General features: G+C 65.4%; 18 protein-coding genes. 10 read left to right on the top strand and 8 right to left on the bottom strand.

Annotated elements, in window-relative coordinates:
• Window positions 1–5: 5 nt before the first annotated feature.
• Window positions 6–857: a MaoC family dehydratase N-terminal domain-containing protein gene (locus HYH07_RS31920; RefSeq protein ID WP_220006193.1), complete on the top strand. Its 852-nt coding sequence runs from the start codon at window positions 6–8 to the stop codon at window positions 855–857.
• A 139-nt stretch (window positions 858–996) separates the two neighbouring features.
• Entirely contained in the window at window positions 997–2,619 is a 1,623-nt protein-coding gene (gene mdlC / locus HYH07_RS31915) for a benzoylformate decarboxylase (protein WP_220006192.1), read from the top strand.
• 148 nt (window positions 2,620–2,767) lie between these two features.
• Here mdlC and HYH07_RS31910 read toward each other — a convergent pair whose 3' ends face one another.
• Both HYH07_RS31910 and trhA read right to left on the bottom strand, forming a co-directional pair.
• Window positions 2,768–3,565, bottom strand: coding sequence for an SDR family oxidoreductase (locus HYH07_RS31910; protein WP_220006191.1), 798 nt, complete (start codon window positions 3,563–3,565; stop codon window positions 2,768–2,770).
• 51 nt (window positions 3,566–3,616) lie between these two features.
• Entirely contained in the window at window positions 3,617–4,312 is a 696-nt protein-coding gene (gene trhA, locus HYH07_RS31905; RefSeq protein ID WP_220006190.1) for a PAQR family membrane homeostasis protein TrhA, read from the bottom strand.
• Window positions 4,313–4,509: 197 nt separating this feature from the next.
• On the opposite strand from trhA, the gene HYH07_RS31900 reads away from it, so the two are divergent.
• Together HYH07_RS31900 and HYH07_RS31895 are read left to right on the top strand one after the other, a co-directional pair.
• Complete coding sequence (locus HYH07_RS31900) at window positions 4,510–5,979, top strand: YcjX family protein (protein WP_220006189.1); 1,470 nt, start codon at window positions 4,510–4,512, stop codon at window positions 5,977–5,979.
• Window positions 5,976–7,004, top strand: coding sequence for a YcjF family protein (locus tag HYH07_RS31895; protein ID WP_220006188.1), 1,029 nt, complete (start codon window positions 5,976–5,978; stop codon window positions 7,002–7,004). Before HYH07_RS31900 ends, HYH07_RS31895 begins: the two co-directional genes overlap by 4 nt.
• On the opposite strand, the gene HYH07_RS31890 is transcribed toward HYH07_RS31895, so the two are convergent.
• Window positions 6,913–8,487 carry a glycosyltransferase family 39 protein gene (locus tag HYH07_RS31890; protein ID WP_228749889.1) on the bottom strand — a complete coding sequence of 525 codons (1,575 nt, stop codon included), beginning with the start codon at window positions 8,485–8,487 and terminating at the stop codon, window positions 6,913–6,915. The genes HYH07_RS31895 and HYH07_RS31890 overlap by 92 nt on opposite strands.
• A gap of 434 nt (window positions 8,488–8,921) precedes the next feature.
• On the opposite strand from HYH07_RS31890, the gene HYH07_RS31885 reads away from it, so the two are divergent.
• The 4 genes from HYH07_RS31885 (at window position 8,922) to HYH07_RS31870 (ending at window position 12,846) form a co-directional block, all read left to right on the top strand.
• Window positions 8,922–10,658: an adenylate/guanylate cyclase domain-containing protein gene (locus HYH07_RS31885; RefSeq protein WP_220006186.1), complete on the top strand. Its 1,737-nt coding sequence runs from the start codon at window positions 8,922–8,924 to the stop codon at window positions 10,656–10,658.
• Window positions 10,659–10,938: 280 nt separating this feature from the next.
• Window positions 10,939–12,138, top strand: a complete 1,200-nt coding sequence (locus tag HYH07_RS31880) for a molybdopterin-dependent oxidoreductase (RefSeq protein ID WP_220006185.1) — start codon at window positions 10,939–10,941, stop codon at window positions 12,136–12,138.
• A gap of 12 nt (window positions 12,139–12,150) precedes the next feature.
• Window positions 12,151–12,450 carry a cytochrome c gene (locus tag HYH07_RS31875; RefSeq protein ID WP_220006184.1) on the top strand — a complete coding sequence of 100 codons (300 nt, stop codon included), beginning with the start codon at window positions 12,151–12,153 and terminating at the stop codon, window positions 12,448–12,450.
• A gap of 195 nt (window positions 12,451–12,645) precedes the next feature.
• Window positions 12,646–12,846 carry a cold-shock protein gene (locus HYH07_RS31870; protein ID WP_008134691.1) on the top strand — a complete coding sequence of 67 codons (201 nt, stop codon included), beginning with the start codon at window positions 12,646–12,648 and terminating at the stop codon, window positions 12,844–12,846.
• Window positions 12,847–13,014: 168 nt separating this feature from the next.
• Here HYH07_RS31870 and HYH07_RS31865 read toward each other — a convergent pair whose 3' ends face one another.
• Window positions 13,015–13,476 carry an Lrp/AsnC ligand binding domain-containing protein gene (locus tag HYH07_RS31865; protein ID WP_057744667.1) on the bottom strand — a complete coding sequence of 154 codons (462 nt, stop codon included), beginning with the start codon at window positions 13,474–13,476 and terminating at the stop codon, window positions 13,015–13,017.
• A gap of 113 nt (window positions 13,477–13,589) precedes the next feature.
• On the opposite strand from HYH07_RS31865, the gene putA reads away from it, so the two are divergent.
• Together putA and HYH07_RS31855 are read left to right on the top strand one after the other, a co-directional pair.
• Complete coding sequence (putA, locus tag HYH07_RS31860; protein ID WP_220006183.1) at window positions 13,590–16,589, top strand: bifunctional proline dehydrogenase/L-glutamate gamma-semialdehyde dehydrogenase PutA; 3,000 nt, start codon at window positions 13,590–13,592, stop codon at window positions 16,587–16,589.
• Between the two features lie 330 nt (window positions 16,590–16,919).
• Window positions 16,920–18,125 (top strand): CaiB/BaiF CoA-transferase family protein, encoded by a 1,206-nt coding sequence (locus HYH07_RS31855; RefSeq protein WP_220006182.1) that lies wholly within the window; start codon window positions 16,920–16,922, stop codon window positions 18,123–18,125.
• Between the two features lie 210 nt (window positions 18,126–18,335).
• On the opposite strand, the gene HYH07_RS31850 is transcribed toward HYH07_RS31855, so the two are convergent.
• The 4 genes from HYH07_RS31850 to HYH07_RS31835 form a co-directional block, all read right to left on the bottom strand.
• On the bottom strand, window positions 18,336–18,494 hold the full coding sequence (locus HYH07_RS31850) for a hypothetical protein (RefSeq protein ID WP_220006181.1): 159 nt from the start codon (window positions 18,492–18,494) through the stop codon (window positions 18,336–18,338).
• Between the two features lie 25 nt (window positions 18,495–18,519).
• The gene (locus HYH07_RS31845; RefSeq protein WP_220006180.1) at window positions 18,520–20,058 is read right to left on the bottom strand and encodes a hypothetical protein; all 1,539 of its coding nucleotides are present in this window, start codon (window positions 20,056–20,058) and stop codon (window positions 18,520–18,522) included.
• A gap of 93 nt (window positions 20,059–20,151) precedes the next feature.
• Window positions 20,152–21,189: a hypothetical protein gene (locus HYH07_RS31840; RefSeq protein ID WP_220006215.1), complete on the bottom strand. Its 1,038-nt coding sequence runs from the start codon at window positions 21,187–21,189 to the stop codon at window positions 20,152–20,154.
• A gap of 410 nt (window positions 21,190–21,599) precedes the next feature.
• Window positions 21,600–22,097, bottom strand: a complete 498-nt coding sequence (locus HYH07_RS31835; protein WP_220006179.1) for a TPM domain-containing protein — start codon at window positions 22,095–22,097, stop codon at window positions 21,600–21,602.
• Between the last annotated feature and the right edge of the window lie 2 nt (window positions 22,098–22,099).

The raw sequence follows: 22,099 nt of genomic DNA, 5'->3' as shown, positions 1-22,099 counted from the left end.
GCGTCATGACCGAGAAGCTCGACATCGATCACCTCAGGCAATGGATCGGACGCAGTTCCGAAGCCACAGACATCGTCACCGCGCAGCTCGTCAAAGGGCTGCGCGCGACGCTGTTCCAGGAGGTCGGCGAGCCAAAGGCGGGGGATGCGGCGCCGTTCACGGTGCATTGGTGCCTGGCGCAGCCGGTCTTTCCAATGTCGATGCTCGGGCCCGACGGCCACCCGACCCGCGGCGGCTTTCTGCCGCCGGTGCCGTTGCCGCGCCGGATGTGGGCCGGCGGCGAGATCGAGTTCCTGCAGCCGCTGCGCGTCGGCGATGAATCGACCCGGGCCTCACGTATTGCCGACGTGCAGGTGAAGACAGGATCAACCGGCACGCTCTGCTTCGTCTCGGTCGAGCATATCGTCACGTCCCCGCGCGGCATTGCCATTCGCGAGCGGCAGGACATCGTCTATCGCGAGGTGACGGGCAGCGCGCCTCCGGCTGCGAAGGCGCCGCCTCCGCCGCCAAAGGCGCAGCATCGGAAGACGCACGTTTCCGATCCCGTGCTGCTGTTTCGCTATTCGGCGCTGACCTTCAACGGCCATCGCATCCATTACGACCGCGACTACGTCACCAAGGTCGAGGGCTATCCGGGCCTGATCTTCCACGGACCGTTGCAGGCGGCGCTGATCATCGAGATGGCGGCGAAACTTCGAGGCGGCACGGCGCCGAAGAAATTCACCTATCGCGGGGTGCAGCCGCTGTTCGAGGGCACCGAGTTTTCGGTCAATGCCAACGAGACCGCCGACGGCATGGAGCTGTGGACCGCCAATGCGGAGGGACAGCCGACGATGAAGGGGACGGCGGTGTGGTGAGCCACCACTCTCGCCTCGTCATTGCGAGCGCAGCGAAGCAATCCAGAATCTTTGCGCGGAGACAGCCTGGATTGCTTCGCTGCGCTGGCAATGACGGGTTGGGTTGCTGGCGTCGACAATAGTCAGGGGACGGAAACCAATGGCCAAAAACGGCAAGACCGGCAGCAAGTCCGTCACCGTCAAGCAGGCGACGCTCGACCTGCTGCGCGCCTTCGGCATCACAAAAGTGTTCGGCAATCCCGGCTCGACCGAGCTGCCGTTCCTCTCCGACTGGCCCGACGACATCGACTATGTGCTGGCGTTGCAGGAAGCCTCCGCCGTGGGTATGGCCGACGGCTATGCGCAGGCAACCCGCAATGCTGGCTTCGTCAATCTGCATTCGGCCGCCGGTGTCGGCAACGCGCTCGGCAACATCTACACCGCGCATCGCAACCAGACGCCGCTGGTGATCACCGCCGGCCAGCAGGCGCGTTCGATCCTGCCGCTGCAGGCCTTTCTCTATGCCGAGCGCGCCTCGGAGTTTCCGCGGCCCTATGTGAAGTACAGTGTCGAACCGGCGCGGCCCGAGGACGTGCCGGCCGCGATCGCGCGGGCCTATTACACCGCGATGCAGCCGCCCTGCGGGCCGACCTTCGTGTCGATCCCGATTGATGACTGGACGCACGCAACCGCCCCGGTCGAGGCCCGCAAGGTCAGTCGCGAGATTGGTCCGGAGCTAGATGCGATGAAGGCGCTGGTCGCCGCGCTCGCTATCGCAAAGCACCCTGCCCTCGTCGTCGGCCCTGGCATCGATCGCGCCGGCGCGGTCGATCTGATGGTGCGCGTCGCCGAGAAGGCCAAGGCCAGCGTCTGGGTCAGCCCGTTCTCGGCGCGCTGCTCGTTCCCCGAGCGGCATCCGCAATTCGCGGGCTTCCTGCACGCCTCGCCGGCGCAGCTCTCCGATGCGCTGCGCGAGCACGACCTCGTCGTCGTGATCGGCGCGCCCGTTTTCACCTTTCACGTCGAGGGCCATGCCGCGATCTTCGATGGCGGCGCCACCATCTTCCAGATCACCGATGATCCGGATGCGGCCGCGGTGACGCCATCAGGTACCAGCATCATCGCCACGATGAAGCCGGCCCTCACCGCGCTGCTCGACCTGCTGCCCGAAAGCCAACGCGCGGCGCCAAAGGGACGCACACTGCCGCCGGCGCCACAGGCCGCCGATCCGCTGCCGGTCGAGTTCCTGCTGCACGCGCTGTCCCGGGCGATGCCGGAGGGCGCGTCACTGGTCGAGGAAGTGCCCTCACACCGCCCGGCGATGCAAAAGTTTCTGCCGATGCCGGGCCAGGATAGTTTTTACACGATGTCGAGCGGCGGCCTCGGCTATTCGCTGCCCGCCGCCGTCGGCATGGCGCTCGGCAAGCCGAAGCAGCGCACCGTTTGCCTGATCGGCGATGGCTCGGCGATGTATTCGATCCAGGCGCTGTGGACCGCCGCTCAGCGCAAGCTGCCGCTGACCATCGTCGTCATCAACAATTCCGGCTACGGCGCGATGCGCTCGTTCAGCCAGGTGATGCAGGTGCGCAACGTGCCGGGGCTGGAGCTGCCGGGCATCGACTTCGTGCGGCTCGCGGAGGGGATGGGCTGCCATGCGGTGCGGGTGAGCAAGGCCGCGGAGCTCGGCGCGGCGCTGAAGCGCGGGATGACGTTCGAGGGCACGAGCCTTGTGGAGGTCGTCGTGGATTCGGCGGTGCCCGTGCTGTACGGGCAGAAGCATTGAGGGGTGAACCGCCGCCACTGTCATCGCCCGCGAAGGCGGGCGATCCAGTATTCCGCGGCGCCAGTTGTGCAAACCAATAACCGCCGCGGCGTACTGGATGCCCCGCCTGCGCGGGGCATGACAGGGTCAAATGCGGCGACGGGAGAGCCTACTTAGTCCCGAACTCCTCCCGCATCTTGGCCTGGATCTTGGCCATGCCGCCGATCCAGCGGTCGTAGTTCTCGGTCTTCTTGCGCATGTAGCCGAGCACTTGCGGGTGCGGCAGGATCAGGAAGGTCTCCTGCTCGAGGCCGGCGAGCACGTCCTTCGCCACCTGCTCGGGCGTGAGGTCGCCGTCGCCGGATTGCGGGCCCTTCGGGATCGAGCGCAGCATGTTGGTATCGACGCCCTGGGGGCAGAGGATCGAGACCTTGATGTTGTCGGACTTGTGCGAGATCGCGAGATTCTCGGCAAAGCCCACCGCGGCGTGCTTGGTCGTCGAGTAAGCCGGACTGCCGACCTGCGACAGCAGGCCGGCGGCCGAGATGGTGTTGAGGAAATAGCCGCCGCCGCGCGCCTTCATGCGGGGGATCAGATGCCGCGCCGCGTAGACATGCGCCATGACGTGGATCGCCCAGCTGCGCTGCCACGGCTCGTCGGAGGCGCCGCCGGCGTTGACCGACATCGGATCGAAGCCGCCGCCGATGCCGGCGTTGGAGCAGAACAGATCAATGGGCCCGAACTGCCGCTCGGTCTCCTCGATGACGTGGGCGATCTCCTTTTCCTGCGCGACGTCGCATCTGAACGCCGCGCCGTCGACCGTGGCGGCGACGGCGCGCGCGTTGGCGGCATCCATGTCCGCAACCACGACCTTGGCAGCACCCGCCTTGTGAAAGGCCTCGCACAGCGCCTTGCCGATGCCGTTGGCGCCGCCCGTGACGACCACGACCTTGCCGGTCACCTGCATGCGACGTCTCCTCTTGTCTTTATTGGTATTATCCCGCCTCGCGGGACGTGCTCAGTTCAGCACGAGGTCGAGCACCGCCGTATAATGGCATGCCGCGCCGGCCAAGACAAAGCCATGCCAGATCGCGTTCTGGAAACGTAACCGCCGCCAGGCGTGGAAGATCACGCCAAGACTGTAGAGCAGGCCGCCGGCAAGGATGAAGCCCAGCGCGAGTGCGGGCAGCGCCTGGACAACGGGCACGTAGAGCATCACGCCGCTCCAGCCCATGACGAGATAGATGCCGACCGAGACACGATCGAACCGGCCGGGGCAGAATAGTTTCAGCACGATGCCGAGGATTGCGACGCACCAGACGCCCGCGAGCAGCACCAGCGCGAACGCGCTGTCCCTCACCTCCAGAATGAACGGCGTGTAGGTCGCGGCGATCAGAAGATAGATCGCGGAATGATCGAAGCGGCGCAGCAGCCATTTGGCGGGTGAGACCGGCCAGAGATTATAGGTCGCGGACAGCACCAGCATCGAGAGCAGACCCGCGACATAGATCGAGACGCCGACGATGTCGGCGGTATCGGCATAGACCGCCGCCAGCACCACCAGCACGGTCGCAGCGATGATGCCGGCGAACAGGCCGATTCCATGGATGATGCCGTCGGCGATCAGCTCGGCGCGGTCATAATTCCAGCCGATCACGTCGGCCGCGGCGTGGACGGAGCTGGATGCGAGCTGTTTCAATCTGAACACGGTCATGGCAATCCGCAACGTGAAGTCGTGTCCTCTGCTATGGGTCTTTCGGAACCCGCGCGTCGTTCAACCGGCTGATCGCCGACAAAGGCGGTGGAAGTATGAAGCTTGATTTTCCCCACTTAATTGCCACTTTTGTGAACAGCTTCGCTGTTCTGCCCGCCCGAGATCGCTCACCTCCAATATCCCTGCGTTAAGTCAAGATGGCATTCAGTTTCCAGGATATGGTCGAGGAGGCGCGCCTGTCGGCCCGGGCGCTGATCGACTATGGCGAGCACTTCTTCAATCCGACGGTGCGCCTTGGTGTCACCGGCCTGTCGCGCGCCGGTAAGACCGTATTCATCACCGCGCTGATCCACGGGCTGACGCGCGGCGGAAGGTTTCCGGTGTTCGAGGCGTATTCGTCGGGCCGGATCGCGCGGGCGCATCTGGCGCCGCAGCCTGATGACGCCGTGCCGCGCTTTTCCTACGAGAGCCATCTGCGCGCACTGATCGAGGAGCGGCGCTGGCCGAGCTCGACCGTCGACATCAGCGAGCTACGTCTCGTCATCGACTACCAGCGCCAGAACGGCGCCGACCGCACGCTGACGCTCGACATTGTCGATTATCCCGGTGAATGGCTGCTCGATCTGCCGCTGCTCCAGAAGAGCTACGAGCAATGGTCGTCGGAGAGCCTGGCGCTGTCGCGCGAGACGCCGCGCGCGCATCTCGCCGCCGACTGGCACGTGCATCTGGCGACGCTGAAACCCGAAGCCCGCGAGGACGAGCAGGCAACGCTCACGGCTGCAAAGCTCTTCACAAAATATCTGCGTGCCTGTCGCGACGAGCGGTTCGCCATGAGCCTGTTGCCGCCCGGCCGCTTTTTGATGCCCGGCAGTCTCGCCGACACGCCGGCGCTGACCTTCGCGCCGCTCGACGTGCCCGCAGCCGGACAAGCGCCCGAGGGATCGCTGTGGGCGATGATGGTGCGCCGCTTTGAAGCCTACAAGGACATCGTGGTGCGGCCGTTCTTTCGCGATCATTTTGCCCGGCTGGACCGCCAGATCGTGCTGGCCGATGCACTCGCCGCGTTCAACGCGGGGCCCGAAGCGCTGCACGACCTTGAAGCGGCGCTAGCAGGCATTCTCGATTGCTTCAACATCGGCCGCAGCACCTTCCTCTCCAGCCTGTTCAGGCCGCGCATCGACCGCATCCTGTTCGCGGCGACGAAAGCGGACCATCTGCATCATTCCAGCCACGACCGGCTCGAGGCCGTGCTGCGCCGCGCGGTCACCCGCGCCGTCGCGCGCGCCGAAGACACCGGCGCTGCGATCGATGTGGTGGCACTCGCCGCCGTCCGCGCCACGCGTGAGGCACAGGTTGCACGTGGCCGCGATGTCTTGCCCTCGATCCTGGGCACGCCGGCCGCTGGCGAGAGCGCCAACGGCGAGTTCTTCGACGGCAACACCGAGGTCGCGACCTTTCCCGGCGATCTGCCTGATGATCCCGAACCACTGTTCAACGGCACCGATGCGTTCCGCGGCCTCGCCACCGAAGCCGCCGAGAAGAGCGATTTCCGCTTCCTGCGCTTCCGCCCGCCCAAGCTCGACCACGAGGGGACGGACGAGCCGGCGCTGCCGCACATCCGCCTCGACCGTGCCTTGCAGTTCCTGATCGGAGACAAGCTCGCATGAACGACCGCTCGAAGCCACGGCGGCCGGCGACGTTCCGGCTCGACGATCCCGATGTCATCGTCACCGAAGCCGACGAGACCAGCCGGCTCGGCCGCACCACCATCCAGATCACGCCGGAGCACGATCCCCAGGCCCTGCCGGTGCCGATCGAAACCGCGCTTCCGGCGCGGCGCGGCTTCCGCTGGGGCGCGCTGTTCTGGTCCGGGGTCGCAGGGCTGACGCTGCTCGGCACCGGGCTCGGCGTGGTGCGTCTGATCGAGGATCTGTTTGCGCGCAATGAGAGCCTCGGCTTTGTCGGGCTTGCGCTCGCGCTCGTCACCACGCTGGCACTCGCTGTTGTCATCGGGCGCGAGGCGTTTGGGCTGGTGCGCCTTGCGACGATCGAAAAACTGCACGCACGCGCCGCAGGAGTGCTGATAAGCGACGATCGCAACGAGAGCCGCGCCATCGTCAAGGATCTGATCGCGATCGCGCACCAGAATCCGCAGCTCGCGCGCGCCCGTGCCGCGCTGGAAAGCCACAGCGGCGAGATCATCGACGGGGCCGACATGATCCGGCTCGCCGAGCGCGAATTGATGTCGCCGCTCGATGCGGAGGCGCGGCGGCTGGTCTCGTCGGCCGCACAGCGCGTGTCGATCGTCACGGCGGTGTCGCCGCGCGCTTTGTTCGACGTGCTGTTCGTGTTCGTGGCCTCGCTGCGCCTTATCCGCCAGCTTGCCCGGCTCTATGGCGGAAGGCCCGGCGCGCTCGGCATGATCCGCCTGCTCCGCCACGTCATCGCCCATCTCGCCATCACCGGCGGCCTCGCCGCCAGCGACAGCCTGGTGCAGCAGATGCTCGGCCACGGGATCGCGGCAAAGCTGTCGCAGCGGCTCGGTGAAGGCATGCTCAACGGCCTGCTGACGGCGCGGCTGGGCCTGGCTGCGATCGACGTTACCAGGCCGCTGCCGTTCGCCGCGCTGCCGCCGCCGAAACTGTCGGATCTGGCCACGGATTTGTTGCGAAAGAAAGAGGACGAGGACTAGCTCTTAGAGCCAGCACGCGCCACTGAAACAGCGGCGAGTCCCTTGGCGGGGTGAGCTCCGGGGTCCATCCGGTGAGCTTGTCGAGCGTATAGGTGTCGGTCAGGACGCCGCGCCAGCGGCGCTCGACCTGGCCAATCGGCTCGCGCCTGGCGGGGATCGTCGCCCACAGCGATGAACGATCATCGGGCTGGCGGCCGACATAGAGTCCCGCATGGCCCTCGATCCTGTCCATGCCGGGATCGCGAAAATCCTGGAAGCGGCCGCGCTCGTTGATTTCCACCACGGGCACGCGCCCCCTGAACAGCCAGCGCATCATGGCGTAGGTGCGGTAATCCGTGGTCGCGATCCAGGTCGCGCCGGTCTCATCGAGCGCGGCCTGCGCACGCGCAGCGACCTGCTCAAAGCCGGCCTCGGCGCCGATCGGATCCATCCTGCCGAGGAAATTCCAGGGCGCGGCGACGTAATAGAGGAACACGATCACGACGAAGGCGATCCCAGACACGAGCGCGGTGTTCACCCAGAAGATGCCCACGCGGATCGCTCGCGCCGACCAGCCTTCTGCCGGCATCATCGCAAGGTTCACGGCGGCAGCCGCGAAGCCGACCGGCCACATGAACATCGGCCAGGTGTCGCCGACCCTGAGCGTCAGCGACTTGAAGAAGAAATAGACGAACGGCACCAGCACCGCCGTCGACAGCAGGATCGCAACCGGCTCGCGCGAGCGATAGCCGCGCCACGCCGTCATCACCAGACCGGACAGCACCACCGGCAGCATGACGAAACCGACGAGGCCGAATTGCAGGCCGATATAATCGCCGAGGGTGCGGAGCGAGATGCCGTAATTGGCGGTGGCGCGCACGCCCTGGAAACGGAACGAGGCCCAGTCGTGCCGCGCGTTCCAGATCAGGACCGGCGAGAACACGGCCAATGCGATCAGCAGCGCAAGGTAAGGGTACGGGCTGCGCAGCCAGCGCCAGCGCCACTCCGGCACCAGCAGAAAGGCGGCGACCGCAGGCGCGAACATGACGACGGTGAATTTCGACAGCAGCGCCAGGCCGGCGAACAGGCCGGCCGCGAGCCACCAGCGGCCGTCGCCGCTTTGTGCAAGTCGCACCAGCGACCACATCATCGCCACCGCGAACGGAATCATGGCGACGTCGGGCGCGACCTTGGCCATCAACAGGCCGTAATAGAGCGCGGCCTCCGGCATCAGCACCGCAATCGCGATCGCGCGCGCATCATGGGTGAGGCGGCGGACGATGTCGGCAAGCAGGCACTGGGTCACCAGCATCGCGACGATGCCACCGAAGCGGACGCCGAGCGCGGTGTCACCGAAAATGAGGGTCCCGAAGCGGATAAGCCAGGCGATGCCGGGCGGATGATCGAGGAAGCTCAGCGCTCCCTCCTTCGACCAGGTCCAGTAATAGGCCTCGTCGGTGCGCAGCTCGATGGCGGAGGCATAGACCATACGCAGCACGGTCATCGCAGCGATCACCAGCGCGGCCACGATGAGCGGCCGGCGCGATGCGCCATCGGGCTTTGCGGTGATGTCGAGAGCAAGCGTCACGGCCGCGCTTTTCCCCGACTTGGAAGGGGGAGTCAATGTGGCCACCGGTGCGGTGTGTGCCGTCTCGCAACAACCGTAGAACCCGTAGGGTGGGCAAAGGCGCTCGTGCGCCGTGTCCACCATTTTCCCTTACCTCCAATGGTGGGCACGCTTCCGCCTTCGCTCTTCGAGCTGCGGCTGAAGCTTTGCCCACCCTACAATACTTGTCCGGGACGACAGAGCGCCTTTGCCCACCCTACGAGACTTACCGTTACGCAACCTTGTCGGTTATGTGATCCTACAAGCCGTGTAGCAGCCGGAATTTAACTCTCCGCTGGCTGTTCTCCTCGGTGAACTGGTACAACCGAATCATGGCCACGACCGCGCTTTCACGATTGCCCGAACTCGTCCGCTCGACCAGCGCGCGGCAGGTGCGGCTGGTCTGCGGCGTCATCCTGTTCGCTTATGTGGTCAGCCATTTCCTCAACCATGCACTCGGCAACATCTCGGTTGATGCCATGCAGGTCGGGGTCCACTACCACACCGCGTTCTGGCAGTTCCTCCCTGTGACGATCGTGTTCTATGGCGCGGCGCTCACCCATATGGGTCTCGGCGTCTATGCGCTGTACCAGCGCCGCCAGTTCCGCTGGCGGACGATCGAGCCGCTGCAGCTGGTGCTGGGACTGAGCATCCCTGCGCTGGTGATGGCGCATGTGATCGGCATCCGGCTGGGCCAGGCGCTGTACGGCCACGAGAAGCTCTATCCGCAGGAGCTCTATCTGTTCTTCGTCGCGGCGCCCGGTCGGCTCTGGACGATGACGATCCTGCTGATCGTCGCCTGGGTCCACGGCTGTATCGGCATCTATTTCTGGCTGCGGCTGAAGCCGTTCTTCGCTCGTGTGGCGCCGTACCTGTTGGCGGCTGCCGTGCTGATCCCGACGCTGGCGCTGCTCGGCATCTACCAGGGTGGCCGCAGTGTCGCCGCCGACAGCGAGGACCGCGATTGGCGCCGGCAAAATTACACGCAGCGCGAGGTCGGCACCTTCGCACAGGCCGATACGCTCGACCGCATCACCGGTGGACTGACGATCGGTTATTTCGGCCTGCTCGGGCTGGTGATGCTCGCACGCGGGGTGCGCGGCTGGCGCGAGCGGCGCGGCGGCATGATCTCGCTGTCCTACGGCAACGGCAAGACGGTGCGAATCCCCAAGGGCCTCTCCGTGCTGGAAGCGAGCCTGCGCCACAACGTGCCGCATGCCAGCGTCTGCGGCGGCCGGGCTCGCTGCTCGACCTGCCGCATCCGCATCATCGGCGACCACGGCGCCTTGCCCGAGCCTTCGCAGCGCGAAGCCTTCGTGCTGGCCCGCGTCGGCACCGCCGATCCCTCGATCCGGCTTGCCTGCCAGCTGCGGCCGAACTGCGACCTCTCCTTCTTCCAGCTGTTCATGCCGCACACGCTGGCGGCGAATGCGCAGGCGTCCTCGCCCGCGCGAATTGGCCAGGAGCGCTATCTCGTCAGCCTGTTCGTCGATATGCGCGGCTCGACGCAGCTGGCCGAGAAGCGGCTGCCATTCGACACCGTCTTCATCGTCAATCGTTTCCTGGGCGCGGTATCGCAGGCCGTGATCGAGAATGGCGGCCAGCCGAACCAGTTCGTCGGCGACGGCATGCTGGCGCTGTTCGGCTTGACCTGTGACCCGCAAACCGCCTGCCGGCAGGCGCTCAAGGCCGTTGCCGGCATTGCGACCCATGTGGACGAGCTGAATGAGCTCCTGAGCCACGATCTGCGCCAGCCGATCCGCTTCGGCATCGGCGTCCATGGCGGCGAGGTCATCATCGGCGACATCGGCTACCGCGACCACATCGTCTTCACCGCGCTCGGCGATGCCGTGAACGTTGCCGCCCGGCTCCAGGACATGACGAAGACGCTTCAGTGCGAGGCGGTCGTCTCGGACGAGGTCCGCCGTACCGCCGGTCTTCACGAGAATGCGCTGCCGAACCAGGAGGTCGCGATCCGCGGTCGCGACGAGCCGATGATGGTGCGTGTGGTCGTGGACACCAGAACATTGTCGGCGGTCATCGCCGGCGGCGAACGCGTCGCGGCCTGATGCAGCGCCCACGCGCAAGGTGCGCTCCCTCTCCCGCTTGCGGGAGAGGGCTGGGGAGAGGGTGTCTCCTCATTGGGACAATCCCCCAGAGGAGAAGGCCTCTCCCGCAAGCGGGAGAGGTGAAGGAAGAAGCATCTCCTGCAACACCACCCTGCTGCAACGCAGCGGCATGGGCTTGCTGCGAAAGCACGAATTGACTTCGCCTGAGTTGTTGCGACAGATGAGCGCGGGTGTTGCGGTGATGACCGCAAGCCAACGAAAGCTCCGGGAGGAGACCTGAATGTTCGACCGACGCGACCTGCTCAAAGGAGCGGGCCTTGCCGCCATGGCGGCCACACTGAATTCCACCAAGGCGCTGGCCCTCGACACCGTCACCCTGCCCTTCGCCAATGGCGAGCGGCCGCTGGTGAAATATCCGCAGAAGCGGCCGATGATCGGCCTCACCAGCCGCCCGCCGCAGCTCGAGACGCCGTTTGCGATCTTCAATGACGGCCCGATCACGCCGAACAACGCGTTCTTCGTGCGTTATCACCTGGCTGATCTCCCCTACAATCTCGACCCTGACAAGTTCACGCTCGAGGTCAAGGGCAAGGTCGACAAGCCGCTGAAGCTGTCGCTGAAGGACATCAGGACGATGAAGGCGACCGAGATCGTCGCCGTCAACCAGTGCTCCGGCAACAGCCGCGGCTTCTCCGAGCCGCGCGTCGCCGGCGGCCAGCTCGCCAATGGCGCGATGGGCAATGCGCGCTGGCGCGGTGTGTCGCTGAAGACCGTGCTCGACATGGCCGGCGTGCAGGCCGGTGCCAAGCAGGTCGTGTTCGGCGGCATGGACGGCCCGGTCAGCGACAAGACGCCTGATTTCGTCAAGGCGCTCGATCTCGCGCACGCCGCCGATGGCGAGGTGATGCTGGCCTATGGCATGAATGGCGAGGATCTGCCGTTCCTCAATGGCTTCCCGCTGCGCCTGGTGGTGCCCGGCTATTACGGCACCTACTGGGTCAAGCACCTCAACGAGATCACCGTCATCGACAGCGTCTATGACGGCTTCTGGATGAAGTCGGCCTACCGGATTCCGGACACTCCGGACAATTCGGTCGAGCCCGGCACGACACCGAAGGCGACGATCCCGATCAACCGCTTCACCATCCGCTCCTTCATCACCAGCGTGACCGATGGCGCCAGGCTGAAGGCGGGACGCACGACGCTGCGCGGCATCGCCTTCGACGGCGGCAAGGGCATCAAGGACGTCCAGGTCTCCACCGATGGGGGCAAGACATGGACCTCCGCCAAGCTCGGCAAGGATCTCGGCAATTACTCGTTCCGCGAATGGAAGCTGCCGGTGAAGCTCGCGGCTGGCCAGCTTGAGCTCAAGGTGCGCGCCACCAGCAATTCCGGCGAGACGCAGCCGGACACACCGCGCTGGAACCCCGCGGGTTATTTGCGCAACGTCGTCGAAACCACCCGCGTCACCGTCGCCTGAGGGAGAATGATCATGCAGCGCACCGTTCTCCTCGCCACCACGCTTGCATTCGTGGGCTCGGCCCTCGCCGCGCCGGTCAATTACAAGACGCCGGATGAGGTCGCGACCTTCAAGCCGGGGCCCAATCTCGAGGTGGTTCAGGGCAATTGCGCCGCCTGCCACTCGTCCGACTACATCGCCACGCAGCCGCCGATGAAGGACAAAAAGGCGTTCTGGCAGGCCGAGGTGACCAAGATGATCAAGGTCTATGGCGCGCCGATCGACGATGCCGACGTCGGCAAGATCGTGGACTATCTGGCCGCGACTTATTGACGGCCGCAGGCTCAATTGACCGCGAAACGGGCAAATCAGCCAAAAACGCCGCGAAGTTGAGCGAATTTGGCGAAATGCGGATGTGGTTTGATCTACCAAGCCCGCCACATTCCGCGTATCCTGTAGGACCGAACCGGCCGGTTGGCGGGGACTGGCGGTTCGTGATCTCGGAGGAAGACCCGCGGAGAAGTCGTGATGGCTAAAGGTACGGTCAAGTGGTTCAACCCGACCAAGGGTTATGGATTTATCCAGCCTGCGTCGGGCGGCAAAGATGTGTTCGTGCATATCTCGGCAGTGCAGAAAGCCGGTCTGTCGTCCCTGAACGAAGGACAGACGGTGGAATACGAAGAGATCGCAAACCGGGGCAAGACCTCCGCAGAGAACCTCAAAGTATAAGCCGCCAGCTTTTGCTGCCTCCCGGATCTGTCCGGGAGTGAGGCCAAGAATATTTCAGAAGACGATCCGTGCATTCGACGACAGGCGTTGCGATTGCGCGCAGAGGGCTATTGGCCTCGAGAGATCGCCGATCAACGCCACAGCAACGACAATCGCGACCGCATGTGGTCAGCCCACCGGCAACGGTGCGTCGCGCTTGATCTCCTCCATCACCGCGTAAGTGCGCGTCTCGCGCACGCCCGGCATCGACAGCAAGGTCTCGCCGAGAAAGCGCCGATACGCTGTCATATCGGCGAGCCGCGCCTTCACCAGATAGTCGAAGCCCCCTGCAACCATGTGACACTCCAGCACTTCGGGCGCGAGTTTGACCGCGCGCGCAAAGCGCTCGAAATTCTCCGGTGTGGTCTTGTCGAGCAGCACCTCGACGAACACGAGCAGGCCAAGGCCAAGCCGGTGCGGATTGAGCCGCGCCCCATAGCCTTCGACAAACCCCTCGCGCTGCAGGCGCTTCAACCGCTCGCCGATCGAGGTCGGCGACAGGCCGATGCGCTCGGCGAGCTCGACATTGGCGATTCGCCCATCTTCCTGCAAAATCGAGAGGATTCTCCGGTCGATGCGATCGAGTTCCATATTTTATCTGGCCAGAGAGCCTGCAATCTTCATTTCCTAAGGCAAAATGGCTATCTTGTCTATCGAACTACGGACACGCGGGTCTTATCCTGGATTTCAGCCAAGGACACGCCATGCCGAACATCCCGCCGCCCTTCTCCGCGCCCTACGCCCCTGATGATGCCGACATCGCGGCGCGCCTGTTTCCGTCGGCGCATCTCAGCCCGCCGCAGGAAGCGCGGGTCGACCGCACGGCGAGGGGGCTGATCGAGGCGATCCGCAAGCGCGACGACCGGCTCGGCGGTGTCGAGGACATGCTGCGCGAGTTCGCGCTCTCGACCAAGGAAGGCCTCGCTTTGATGGTGCTGGCGGAAGCGCTGCTGCGCGTGCCGGATGCCCGCACCGCCGATCAGTTCATCGAGGACAAGCTCGGCGAGGGTGACTTCATCCATCACGAGACCAAGTCCACCGCGTTCCTGGTCAACGCCTCGGCCTGGGCGCTCGGCCTGTCGGCGCGGGTGATCCAGCCCGGCGAGACGCCCGACGGCACCATCGGCCGCTTGGTGAAGCGGCTCGGCGCGCCGGCGGTGCGCACCGCGACGCGCCAGGCCATGCGGCTGATGGGCAATCATTTCGTGCTGGGGGAAACCATCGAACAGGCGCTGGAGCGGGGCAAGCCGCGCTCCGGCCAGAAGCCGCGCTACTCCTTCGACATGCTTGGCGAAGGCGCGCGCACGGCTGAAGACGCCAAGCGCTATTTCGACGCTTATGCCAGCGCGATTTTGACCATCGGCAAGGCCGCCGGCAACCATGCCCTGCCCGACCGGCCCGGCATCTCCGTGAAACTCTCGGCGCTGCATCCGCGCTTCGAGGCAATCAGCCGCGATCGTGTGATGGCTGAGCTCGTGCCGCAACTGCTGGATCTCGCCCGGCTCGCCAAGACGTACGATCTCAACTTCACCGTCGATGCCGAGGAAGCCGACCGGCTGGAGCTGTCGCTCGACGTGATCGCGGCCACGCTCGCCGATCCCTCGCTGGCGGGCTGGGACGGCTTTGGGCTCGCGATCCAGGCCTATCAGAAGCGCGCCGACGCGGTGATCGAGTACATTCACGAACTGGCGCGGGCGCATGACCGCAAGCTGATGGTGCGGCTGGTCAAGGGTGCCTATTGGGACACCGAGATCAAGCGCGCGCAGGAACGCGGGCTCGACGGCTATCCGGTGTTTACGCGCAAGGCGATGACGGATCTGAACTACGTCGCCTGCGCCACCAAGCTGCTCGGCTTGCGGCCGCGCATCTTTCCGCAATTTGCGACCCACAACGCGCTCACCGTCGCAACGGTGCTGGAGCTCGCCGGCGCTGGCGGCGGCTTCGAATTCCAGCGCCTGCACGGCATGGGCGAAGCGCTCTACGAGCAGCTCGCCAAGGATCACCCCGAGATCGCCTACCGCACCTATGCGCCGGTCGGAAGCCACCGCGATTTGCTCGCCTATCTGGTGCGGCGTCTTTTGGAGAACGGCGCCAATTCGTCCTTCGTGGCGCAGGCGGCCGATTATCGCGTGCCTGTTACGGCGCTGTTGAAGCGTCCGGTCGATCTCATCGTGCGGCCCGATCACGCGCATCACGCCAAAATCCCGCTGCCGGGCGACCTGTTCGCGCCGGAGCGGCATAATTCTGCCGGCATCGAATTCGGCGAACGCGCAGCGCTCGATCGGCTGCGCGCGGACGTCAAGGCGGCGAAGCTTGATCTCAAGCCTATCGCTGACGCAACGCCCGAGCAGGCGGGCGCGGCGATCGCCGCGGCCAGCGCGGGCTTTGCCGGATGGAGCCGGACGCCGGCAGGGACCCGCGCGGCGACGCTGGAGCAAGCCGCGCATCTGCTTGAGAGCCGCGGCGCGCATTTCATCGCGCTGCTGCAAGCCGAAGGCGGCAAGACGCTCGACGACGCGCTCTCGGAGCTGCGCGAAGCCGCCGATTTCTGCCGCTATTACGCCGCGCAGGGGCGAAAACTGTTCGGCGGCGAAACGGCGATGCCGGGCCCGACCGGCGAGAGCAATGCGCTCGCCATGCGCGGCCGCGGCGTGTTCGTCGCGATCTCGCCGTGGAATTTTCCGCTGGCGATTTTTCTTGGACAGGTTACGGCGGCGCTGATGGCCGGCAACAGCGTGGTGGCAAAACCCGCCGAGCAGACACCGCGCATCGCGCGCGAGGCTGTCGCGCTGCTGCATGAGGCCGGCATTCCCAAAACCGCGCTGCATCTCGTCACCGGCGACGGCCGCATCGGCGCGGCGCTGACTGCAAACCCCGATATCGCCGGCGTCGTCTTCACCGGCTCGACCGAGGTTGCGCGCCACATCAACCGGACGCTCGCCGCCAAGGACGGACCGATCGTGCCGCTGATCGCCGAGACCGGCGGCATCAATGCCATGATCGCCGATGCGACCGCGCTGCCCGAGCAGGTCGCCGACGATGTCGTCACTTCGGCGTTCCGGTCCGCCGGCCAGCGCTGCTCGGCGCTGCGGCTGCTGTTCGTACAGGAGGACGTCGCCGACCGCATGATCGAGATGATCGCAGGCGCGGCGCGTGAACTCAGGATCGGCGATCCCACGGAGGTCGCGACCCATGTCGGTCCTGTCATCGATGCCGAAGCCAAGCAACGCCTCGATGCCCACATTGCGCGGATGAAGACGGAGGCGCGGCTGCACTTTGCGGGCATCGCGCCCGAAGGCTGCTTCGTCGCGCCGCACATCTTCGAGCTCCGCGATGCCAGCCAGCTCACCGAGGAGGTGTTCGGCCCCATCCTGCATGTGGTGCGCTACCGGGCCGAAACCCTCGCACTAGTCCTGCAGGCGATTGAGCGCACCGGCTACGGGCTGACGCTCGGCATCCATTCGCGCATCGACGACACGGTCGAGGCCATCGTCGACCGCGTCCAAATCGGCAACATCTACGTCAACCGCAACATGATCGGCGCCGTGGTCGGGGTGCAGCCGTTCGGCGGCAATGGCCTGTCCGGAACCGGCCCCAAGGCCGGCGGCCCGCATTATCTGACGCGCTTCGCCACCGAGCAGACCGTGACCATCAACACGGCCGCGGCCGGCGGCAACGCCGCCCTGCTCGCAGGCGAGGAGTGAGGCTGCCCTCGAATTGATTCACAACATGCGCAACACGTGCCCCGTCATCCTGAGGTGCGAGCCATCGGGCGCGAAGCGCGCCATGGAGAGCCTCGAAGGATGAACGGCCGAGATGCAGCCGGGCCCTCGCCCTTCGAGGCTCGTCCTGCGGTACACCGCAGGACGAGCACCTCAGGGTGACGGGAGATGGTTTGGCGCGCTCACATCCGCAGCGAAGCCCTGCGCCTGGTGCCGTTGCATCCTCCCGAAACATCGGTCTAATGCCTCCGCGAGCGACCCGCAGAAATTCCAGCCGGCGGGAAACAACAAGAGCGAGGGAGCAACGCCGCGATGGAAAAAGGCATTTTTGCAGGGCTCAAGGTTCTGGACTGCGCGAGCTTCATCGCGGCGCCCGCGGCGGCCACCGTGCTGTCCGATTTCGGCGCCGATGTCATCAAGATCGAGCCGCCCGGCGCTGGCGATCCCTACCGCAATCTGCCCAATCTGCCCGGCTATCCCACCGGCGAGCACAATTTCGCCTGGCTGCTCGAGGCCCGCAACAAGAAGAGCATCGCGCTCGACCTCTCCAAGCCGGAGGCGCAGGCCGTGCTCTACAAACTCGTGGAAGAGGCCGACGTCTTCATCACCAACATGCCGCCGCCGGTGCGGACCAGGCTCGGCATCACCTATGACCATCTCGCCCATCTCAACGACCGGCTGATCTATGCCTCCTTCACCGGCTATGGCGAGAAGGGCGAGGAAGCCAACAAGCCCGGTTTCGACAGCAACGCCTATTGGGCGCGTTCCGGCCTGATGGACCTCGTCCGCGCCGATCCCAACACGACGCCGGCCCGCTCGGTCGCCGGCATGGGCGATCATCCCTGCGCCATGGCACTGTACGGCGCGATCGTCACCGCACTTTATCAGCGCGAGAAGACCGGCAAGGGCTCGCATGTCGCCTCCAACCTGATGGCCAACGGCGTGTGGGCCGCGAGCGTGCTGGCGCAGGCAAAGCTCTGCGGCGCCAAGTTCGGCGAGCGACGCCCGCGCGAACGCGCGCTCAATGCCGTCGCCAACCATTACCAGTGCAAGGACGGCCGCTGGCTGATCCTGTCGCTGCTCAGCGAGGAGAGGCAGTGGCCGACGCTCGCCAAATGCCTCGGACGCGAGGACCTGATCAACGATCCGCGCTTTGCCACCAAGCCCGACCGTCACGCCCGCTCGGTCGAGCTGATCAAGATCTTTGACGAAACCTTTGCGACCAGGGATCTCGCCGAATGGCGCAAGATCCTCGACGGCAACGGCCTGGTGTTCGGCATCGTCGCCATCCTGGACGACATCGCTGATGACAAGCAGATGCTCGACAACGAGGTGCTGGTGCCGTTCGAGAACGACACCATGCTCACCATCAACTCCCCGATCTGGATCGACGGCAGCAAAAAGGTGCAGCCGCGCAAGCCGCCCGGCGTCGGCGAGCACAGTGACGAAATCTTGCGTGGCGCGGGATACGACGAGGCCGAGATCAAGCAGCTGCGGGCGAAGGGGGCCGTGGGGTAAGGGGGCGGGCCTCTCTAACCCCGTCATTGCGAGCGTAGCGAAGCAATCCGGACTGTATCCGCGGATGCATTCCTGGATTGCTTCGCTACGCTCGCAATGACGACGTGGAAATAGCGCGGTATGAGCATCGACAAAATCCGATGCCGCATGAGGTCCCAAGCGGAGCGCGGCGAACGTGCGGCTCGGTCCGGGATTCAGTCGAAAGAGCTCTTAACGCAGCGACAGCCAGCCGAGCGTGAACAGGATGCCGCCGATGATGACGGCGACCGCGATCGCCCAGGCGCTGACGCGGACGCTGCCGGTCACCTGCTTGGCTTCTTCATTGCGCGCGATGTCGCGATTGCGCTGCTTGTTGGCGGTGTCCGTCATGGATCATCCAATCGGTCGGGGCGGCCTAACGCGTCTTGATGAAGCACATGCCAATGCGGTTTGAAGCCGCCGCAGCCTGACAGGTGAGACCTTGAGCACAGGTCCATGACGTAAAACTCTTGTCGGCCGTTCCCGATCCCGCATTTTGCAGGGAACAATGCGCGCCCCAGCCGTCCTGATATTCGGTACCGGCAAGCTCCCGGCTGCCGCGTGTCTGCGGACGACTGGCAAAACCGCGTGAAAAATCAGGATGTTTGCCGGTCGCAAAGGCGGTGAGGATGTCGCGGCGGCGGAGCTGGTCGCCGACAAAATGCGGCGAGGCCGGCACAATGGTGGCGGTCGACGCCCCCTCCGTCAGCCAATCCACGCCCGGAAAGTGAAACCCGCCGATGCCGCGGGTCTGGTGGCAGCCCGAGCAGGTGACATCGTTGAGACGGCGCTGGAAGCCCGCGACCGAGCGGATGTTCTCCATGCTGATGCCGCGCGCGGCCGCCTGTTTCAGCGCGCCGACGATGTCATCATCGGTGAAGACAGGATCGCTGTTGCCCTCGCCTTCAACCAAGCCGAACTCCGGCTGCAACGCTGAGCCATCGAGCCCGGCAGGCGTCGGCGCCACGGCCGCCTTGGCGAGATATTGCTCCGGGATCTGCACCGTGCCGCGATCGAACGCGCGCAGATTCGCGGGCTCAAGCAGCCAGGCCTTGAAGTCGTGGCGGAGCGCGTCATCGGCCAGGATACGGTCGCGGTCGATCTGGTTCTCCAGCGTCGATTCCACGAAGGTCTTGGTGGCGGCGTCGTATTTGAACACCTTGAGCAGATAGTCGGAGCGGAAATCGTGCAGCGCCGATTTTGGCGCGATCGAGATCTGGACATTGGTCTCGATGCGGTCGATCATCGCATCGTACGGCGCAAAGCGGCTGCCGATCAGGCTCTGCCAGTCGCCATTCTCGAGCCAGCGCCGCGCCAGCTCGGCGCAGGTGATGGGTTTGCCGCTTCCATCGGTCTGGCGCGCATCGCGCGCCTTCACCACCAGGTTGAACGTCATCGGCAGGCGCGTCGCGGTGCTGCCACCATCCGGCCCGGGCCCGAACCGCGCCAGGCGATAGATCAGCCGGATCTCGCCGCAGGACTCCTGAGACACGTAGGCGCGGTCCATGCGATTGACGATGCCGGCCAGCACGAAGCGTGTGTCGGCGGATTTCAGACTGAAACGATCGAACAGCTGGACATCGAAGCCGTCGCCGGCGCCGATGGTCTCGCTCGGCGAAACCGCCTTTTGCCGCGCAATGTAGCGGTCGAACTCGGCATCGATGGCCGGCGGAATGTCCCTGAGCTGCGGCAGCCAGGCGAACAGCTGATCGTTCGTCAGCGGAAAATTCGCATTGCGTTCCGGCCAGAGCAGGCGCGAGATCGTCAGCACGTCGTCCTGATCGAGCCTCTTCAGCACATCAGGATCGGTGATCGCGGTGCCGCGGACGAGCGGCGCGTTCTCCGCTGCCATCGACGACACGCGGCCGCCGAGCAACACGATGGCAGCCAGGAGAATTTGCAGCGCGCGGCTCATGCCTCCACTAACACCGCGCCTGACAGCCTATTCAAGCAAAAAGGCGCCTCACACGGTGGTGAAGCGCCTCTTCGAAAGTCGTATATCGGACGTTTAGCGCGCGACGATCAGACCTCGGGGCGTGACCACCACCCAGTGGCCGTCCTGGCGCCGGATCGCATCGACGCGGCCGAGACCGGGGATGGGATCGCCGGCATAAACCTCGTACAGGCCGCCCCGGCCTTCGATCAGCGCACCGCCATTGGCGACGTCGCGGAGCCTCCAGCCGTCGATCGTCGGCAGGCGACCGACTTCCGTCTTGACCTCAGTCTTGGGCGCGGCAGGCGCAGGCGGCACGGGAGCCGGCGCAGCTGCGGCCGTCGCGACCTGGGTCGGCGCGGGCGCAATCGTGCCAGTGGTCTCCTTCGCGGGCGCGGCCGCTGCGGCCGGCGCGGCGGCGGCAGCCGGCGGCGCGGCGCGGAGCTTGTCGACGGTCTCGGACAGTTTCGCCAGCTTGGCCAACGGTTCGGCCTGCGCCTTCTCGAGCTTGTCGAGACGGTCATTGGCTCGGTTGAACTGGCTGAGGCCGGTCTTCGAGGTGTGCTCGACATTGGCCTTGAGCGCCACGATATCGGCATCGATGCGGGCAACGGAGGCATCCAGCGCACTGGTATCGGCGACCTGGACCGGCGCCGGGCTGGCTGCGAAATGCATCATGCCCACGGTCGCAAGCGCGCCACTAGCGGCGCCGACACAGGCTGCGATCGCGACGACCGCGGCCATCGCCGACAGGCGGCGCTTGCTGCCGGTGTCGCTGATCTCCTCGGCCTTGACATGCGGGGCGTACTCTTCGCGGTCCCAGGACCGCGCCGCCGGCGCCATCACGATCAGCCTGCCGGGATCTGACTCTGCTTTGGTCTCAGTTCTGGTCTCGGGCTTGGGTTCGGCTTGAGCTTCGAACTTCGGGACCTCGATCCTTGGCGGCTCGACCTTCGGGGCATCCGCCTTGACCGGATCAGGCTTGACCGGATCAGGCTTGGGCAGCGTCTCATGGTCGGGGGCGATCGAGGGGGCCTCGATGCCGGCGGCGTCAACGGCGCCAGTCCGGTCGTTCGCCCGGTCATTGGTCCCTTGGCCGGCCAGGTCGGACATAGGTTCGCTCACGGCTCAAATACTCCAGTCTGGGTTGACCTTTTGGTAACTTTCATTGCTTGCGAATTCCTTACCTCGGGACCCGCTTACCGAAATTTTAGGAACTCGTCCGAGGCCGAATTGGGTCGGGAAAATGGAACCGGCGTGGCGGCGTGCAACAAATCGTCAGACGATGCTGCCCCGCGGCAGACGGTCCGGGATTTGAACAAGCTGGATGATTGAGGCGGAACACCGAGCGCAACCGCCAACCCGTCATCCTGAGGTGCGAGGCCTGCAATGCGAAGCATTGCGGGGCGAGCCTCGAAGGATGAACGGCCAGGATACAGCCGGGCTGTCGCCCTTCGAGGGCCGCCAAGGGGCGGCCACCTCAGGGTGACGGTGAAGGGTTAGTGCTCGCGTTCGATAGGAGCTCACATCACCACCGGCTTATCCGGCAGCTCGTTCGGATGCACCCCTCCCGGCGGGAAATGCTTCGCCAGCTCGCGCGACACCGCCGCGATGCCGGCGATCACGCCACGCTCGAACTGGCCCGCGGCGAACTCGGCCTCCATCGCGCGGCAGATCGCTTCCCAGCCGGCCGCGCCCACCTTCGCATCGATGCCGCGGTCGGCGATGATCTCGACGTCGCGGTCGGCGAGCAGCAGGTAGATCAGCACGCCGTTGTTATGCGCGGTGTCCCAGACGCGCAAATGCGAGAACACATCGAGCGCGCGCTCGCGCGCGTGCTGATTGCGGAATAGCGGCCGGCCGTCGAGCGCGCCTTCGACGACGAAGCGAACCTGGCCGGAATGCGTGGTTTCGCTTTGCTTGATCGCCTGCTCGATGCGGTCGAGCACATCTTGCGGAAACACTCGCTTCGCGCGCCAATGGTGCTGGAGCAGATGCCTGGTGATACGCCCGATGCCCATGA

Source organism: Bradyrhizobium sp. BR 10261 (assembly GCF_019455395.1).
GTDB classification, from domain to species: domain Bacteria; phylum Pseudomonadota; class Alphaproteobacteria; order Rhizobiales; family Xanthobacteraceae; genus Bradyrhizobium; species Bradyrhizobium manausense.
This window is presented reverse-complemented; position numbering and strand designations above follow the sequence as displayed.

Bases quoted from the DNA above. Each gene is read 5' to 3' on its own strand.
- HYH07_RS31900 (WP_220006189.1), top strand. From the start codon at position 4,510: ATGGCATTCAGTTTCCAGGATATGGTCGAGGAGGCGCGCCTGTCGGCC.
- HYH07_RS31835 (WP_220006179.1), bottom strand. From the start codon at position 22,097: ATGGGCATCGGGCGTATCACCAGGCATCTGCTCCAGCACCATTGGCGC.
- HYH07_RS31870 (WP_008134691.1), top strand. From the start codon at position 12,646: ATGGCTAAAGGTACGGTCAAGTGGTTCAACCCGACCAAGGGTTATGGA.
- HYH07_RS31855 (WP_220006182.1), top strand. From the start codon at position 16,920: ATGGAAAAAGGCATTTTTGCAGGGCTCAAGGTTCTGGACTGCGCGAGC.
- HYH07_RS31850 (WP_220006181.1), bottom strand. From the start codon at position 18,494: ATGACGGACACCGCCAACAAGCAGCGCAATCGCGACATCGCGCGCAAT.
- HYH07_RS31885 (WP_220006186.1), top strand. From the start codon at position 8,922: ATGGCCACGACCGCGCTTTCACGATTGCCCGAACTCGTCCGCTCGACC.
- HYH07_RS31910 (WP_220006191.1), bottom strand. From the start codon at position 3,565: ATGCAGGTGACCGGCAAGGTCGTGGTCGTCACGGGCGGCGCCAACGGC.
- HYH07_RS31845 (WP_220006180.1), bottom strand. From the start codon at position 20,058: ATGAGCCGCGCGCTGCAAATTCTCCTGGCTGCCATCGTGTTGCTCGGC.
- HYH07_RS31920 (WP_220006193.1), top strand. From the start codon at position 6: ATGACCGAGAAGCTCGACATCGATCACCTCAGGCAATGGATCGGACGC.
- putA (WP_220006183.1), top strand. From the start codon at position 13,590: ATGCCGAACATCCCGCCGCCCTTCTCCGCGCCCTACGCCCCTGATGAT.
- mdlC (WP_220006192.1), top strand. From the start codon at position 997: ATGGCCAAAAACGGCAAGACCGGCAGCAAGTCCGTCACCGTCAAGCAG.
- HYH07_RS31890 (WP_228749889.1), bottom strand. From the start codon at position 8,487: ATGACCGTGCTGCGTATGGTCTATGCCTCCGCCATCGAGCTGCGCACC.
- HYH07_RS31865 (WP_057744667.1), bottom strand. From the start codon at position 13,476: ATGGAACTCGATCGCATCGACCGGAGAATCCTCTCGATTTTGCAGGAA.
- HYH07_RS31875 (WP_220006184.1), top strand. From the start codon at position 12,151: ATGCAGCGCACCGTTCTCCTCGCCACCACGCTTGCATTCGTGGGCTCG.
- HYH07_RS31880 (WP_220006185.1), top strand. From the start codon at position 10,939: ATGTTCGACCGACGCGACCTGCTCAAAGGAGCGGGCCTTGCCGCCATG.
- trhA (WP_220006190.1), bottom strand. From the start codon at position 4,312: ATGACCGTGTTCAGATTGAAACAGCTCGCATCCAGCTCCGTCCACGCC.
- HYH07_RS31895 (WP_220006188.1), top strand. From the start codon at position 5,976: ATGAACGACCGCTCGAAGCCACGGCGGCCGGCGACGTTCCGGCTCGAC.
- HYH07_RS31840 (WP_220006215.1), bottom strand. From the start codon at position 21,189: ATGTCCGACCTGGCCGGCCAAGGGACCAATGACCGGGCGAACGACCGG.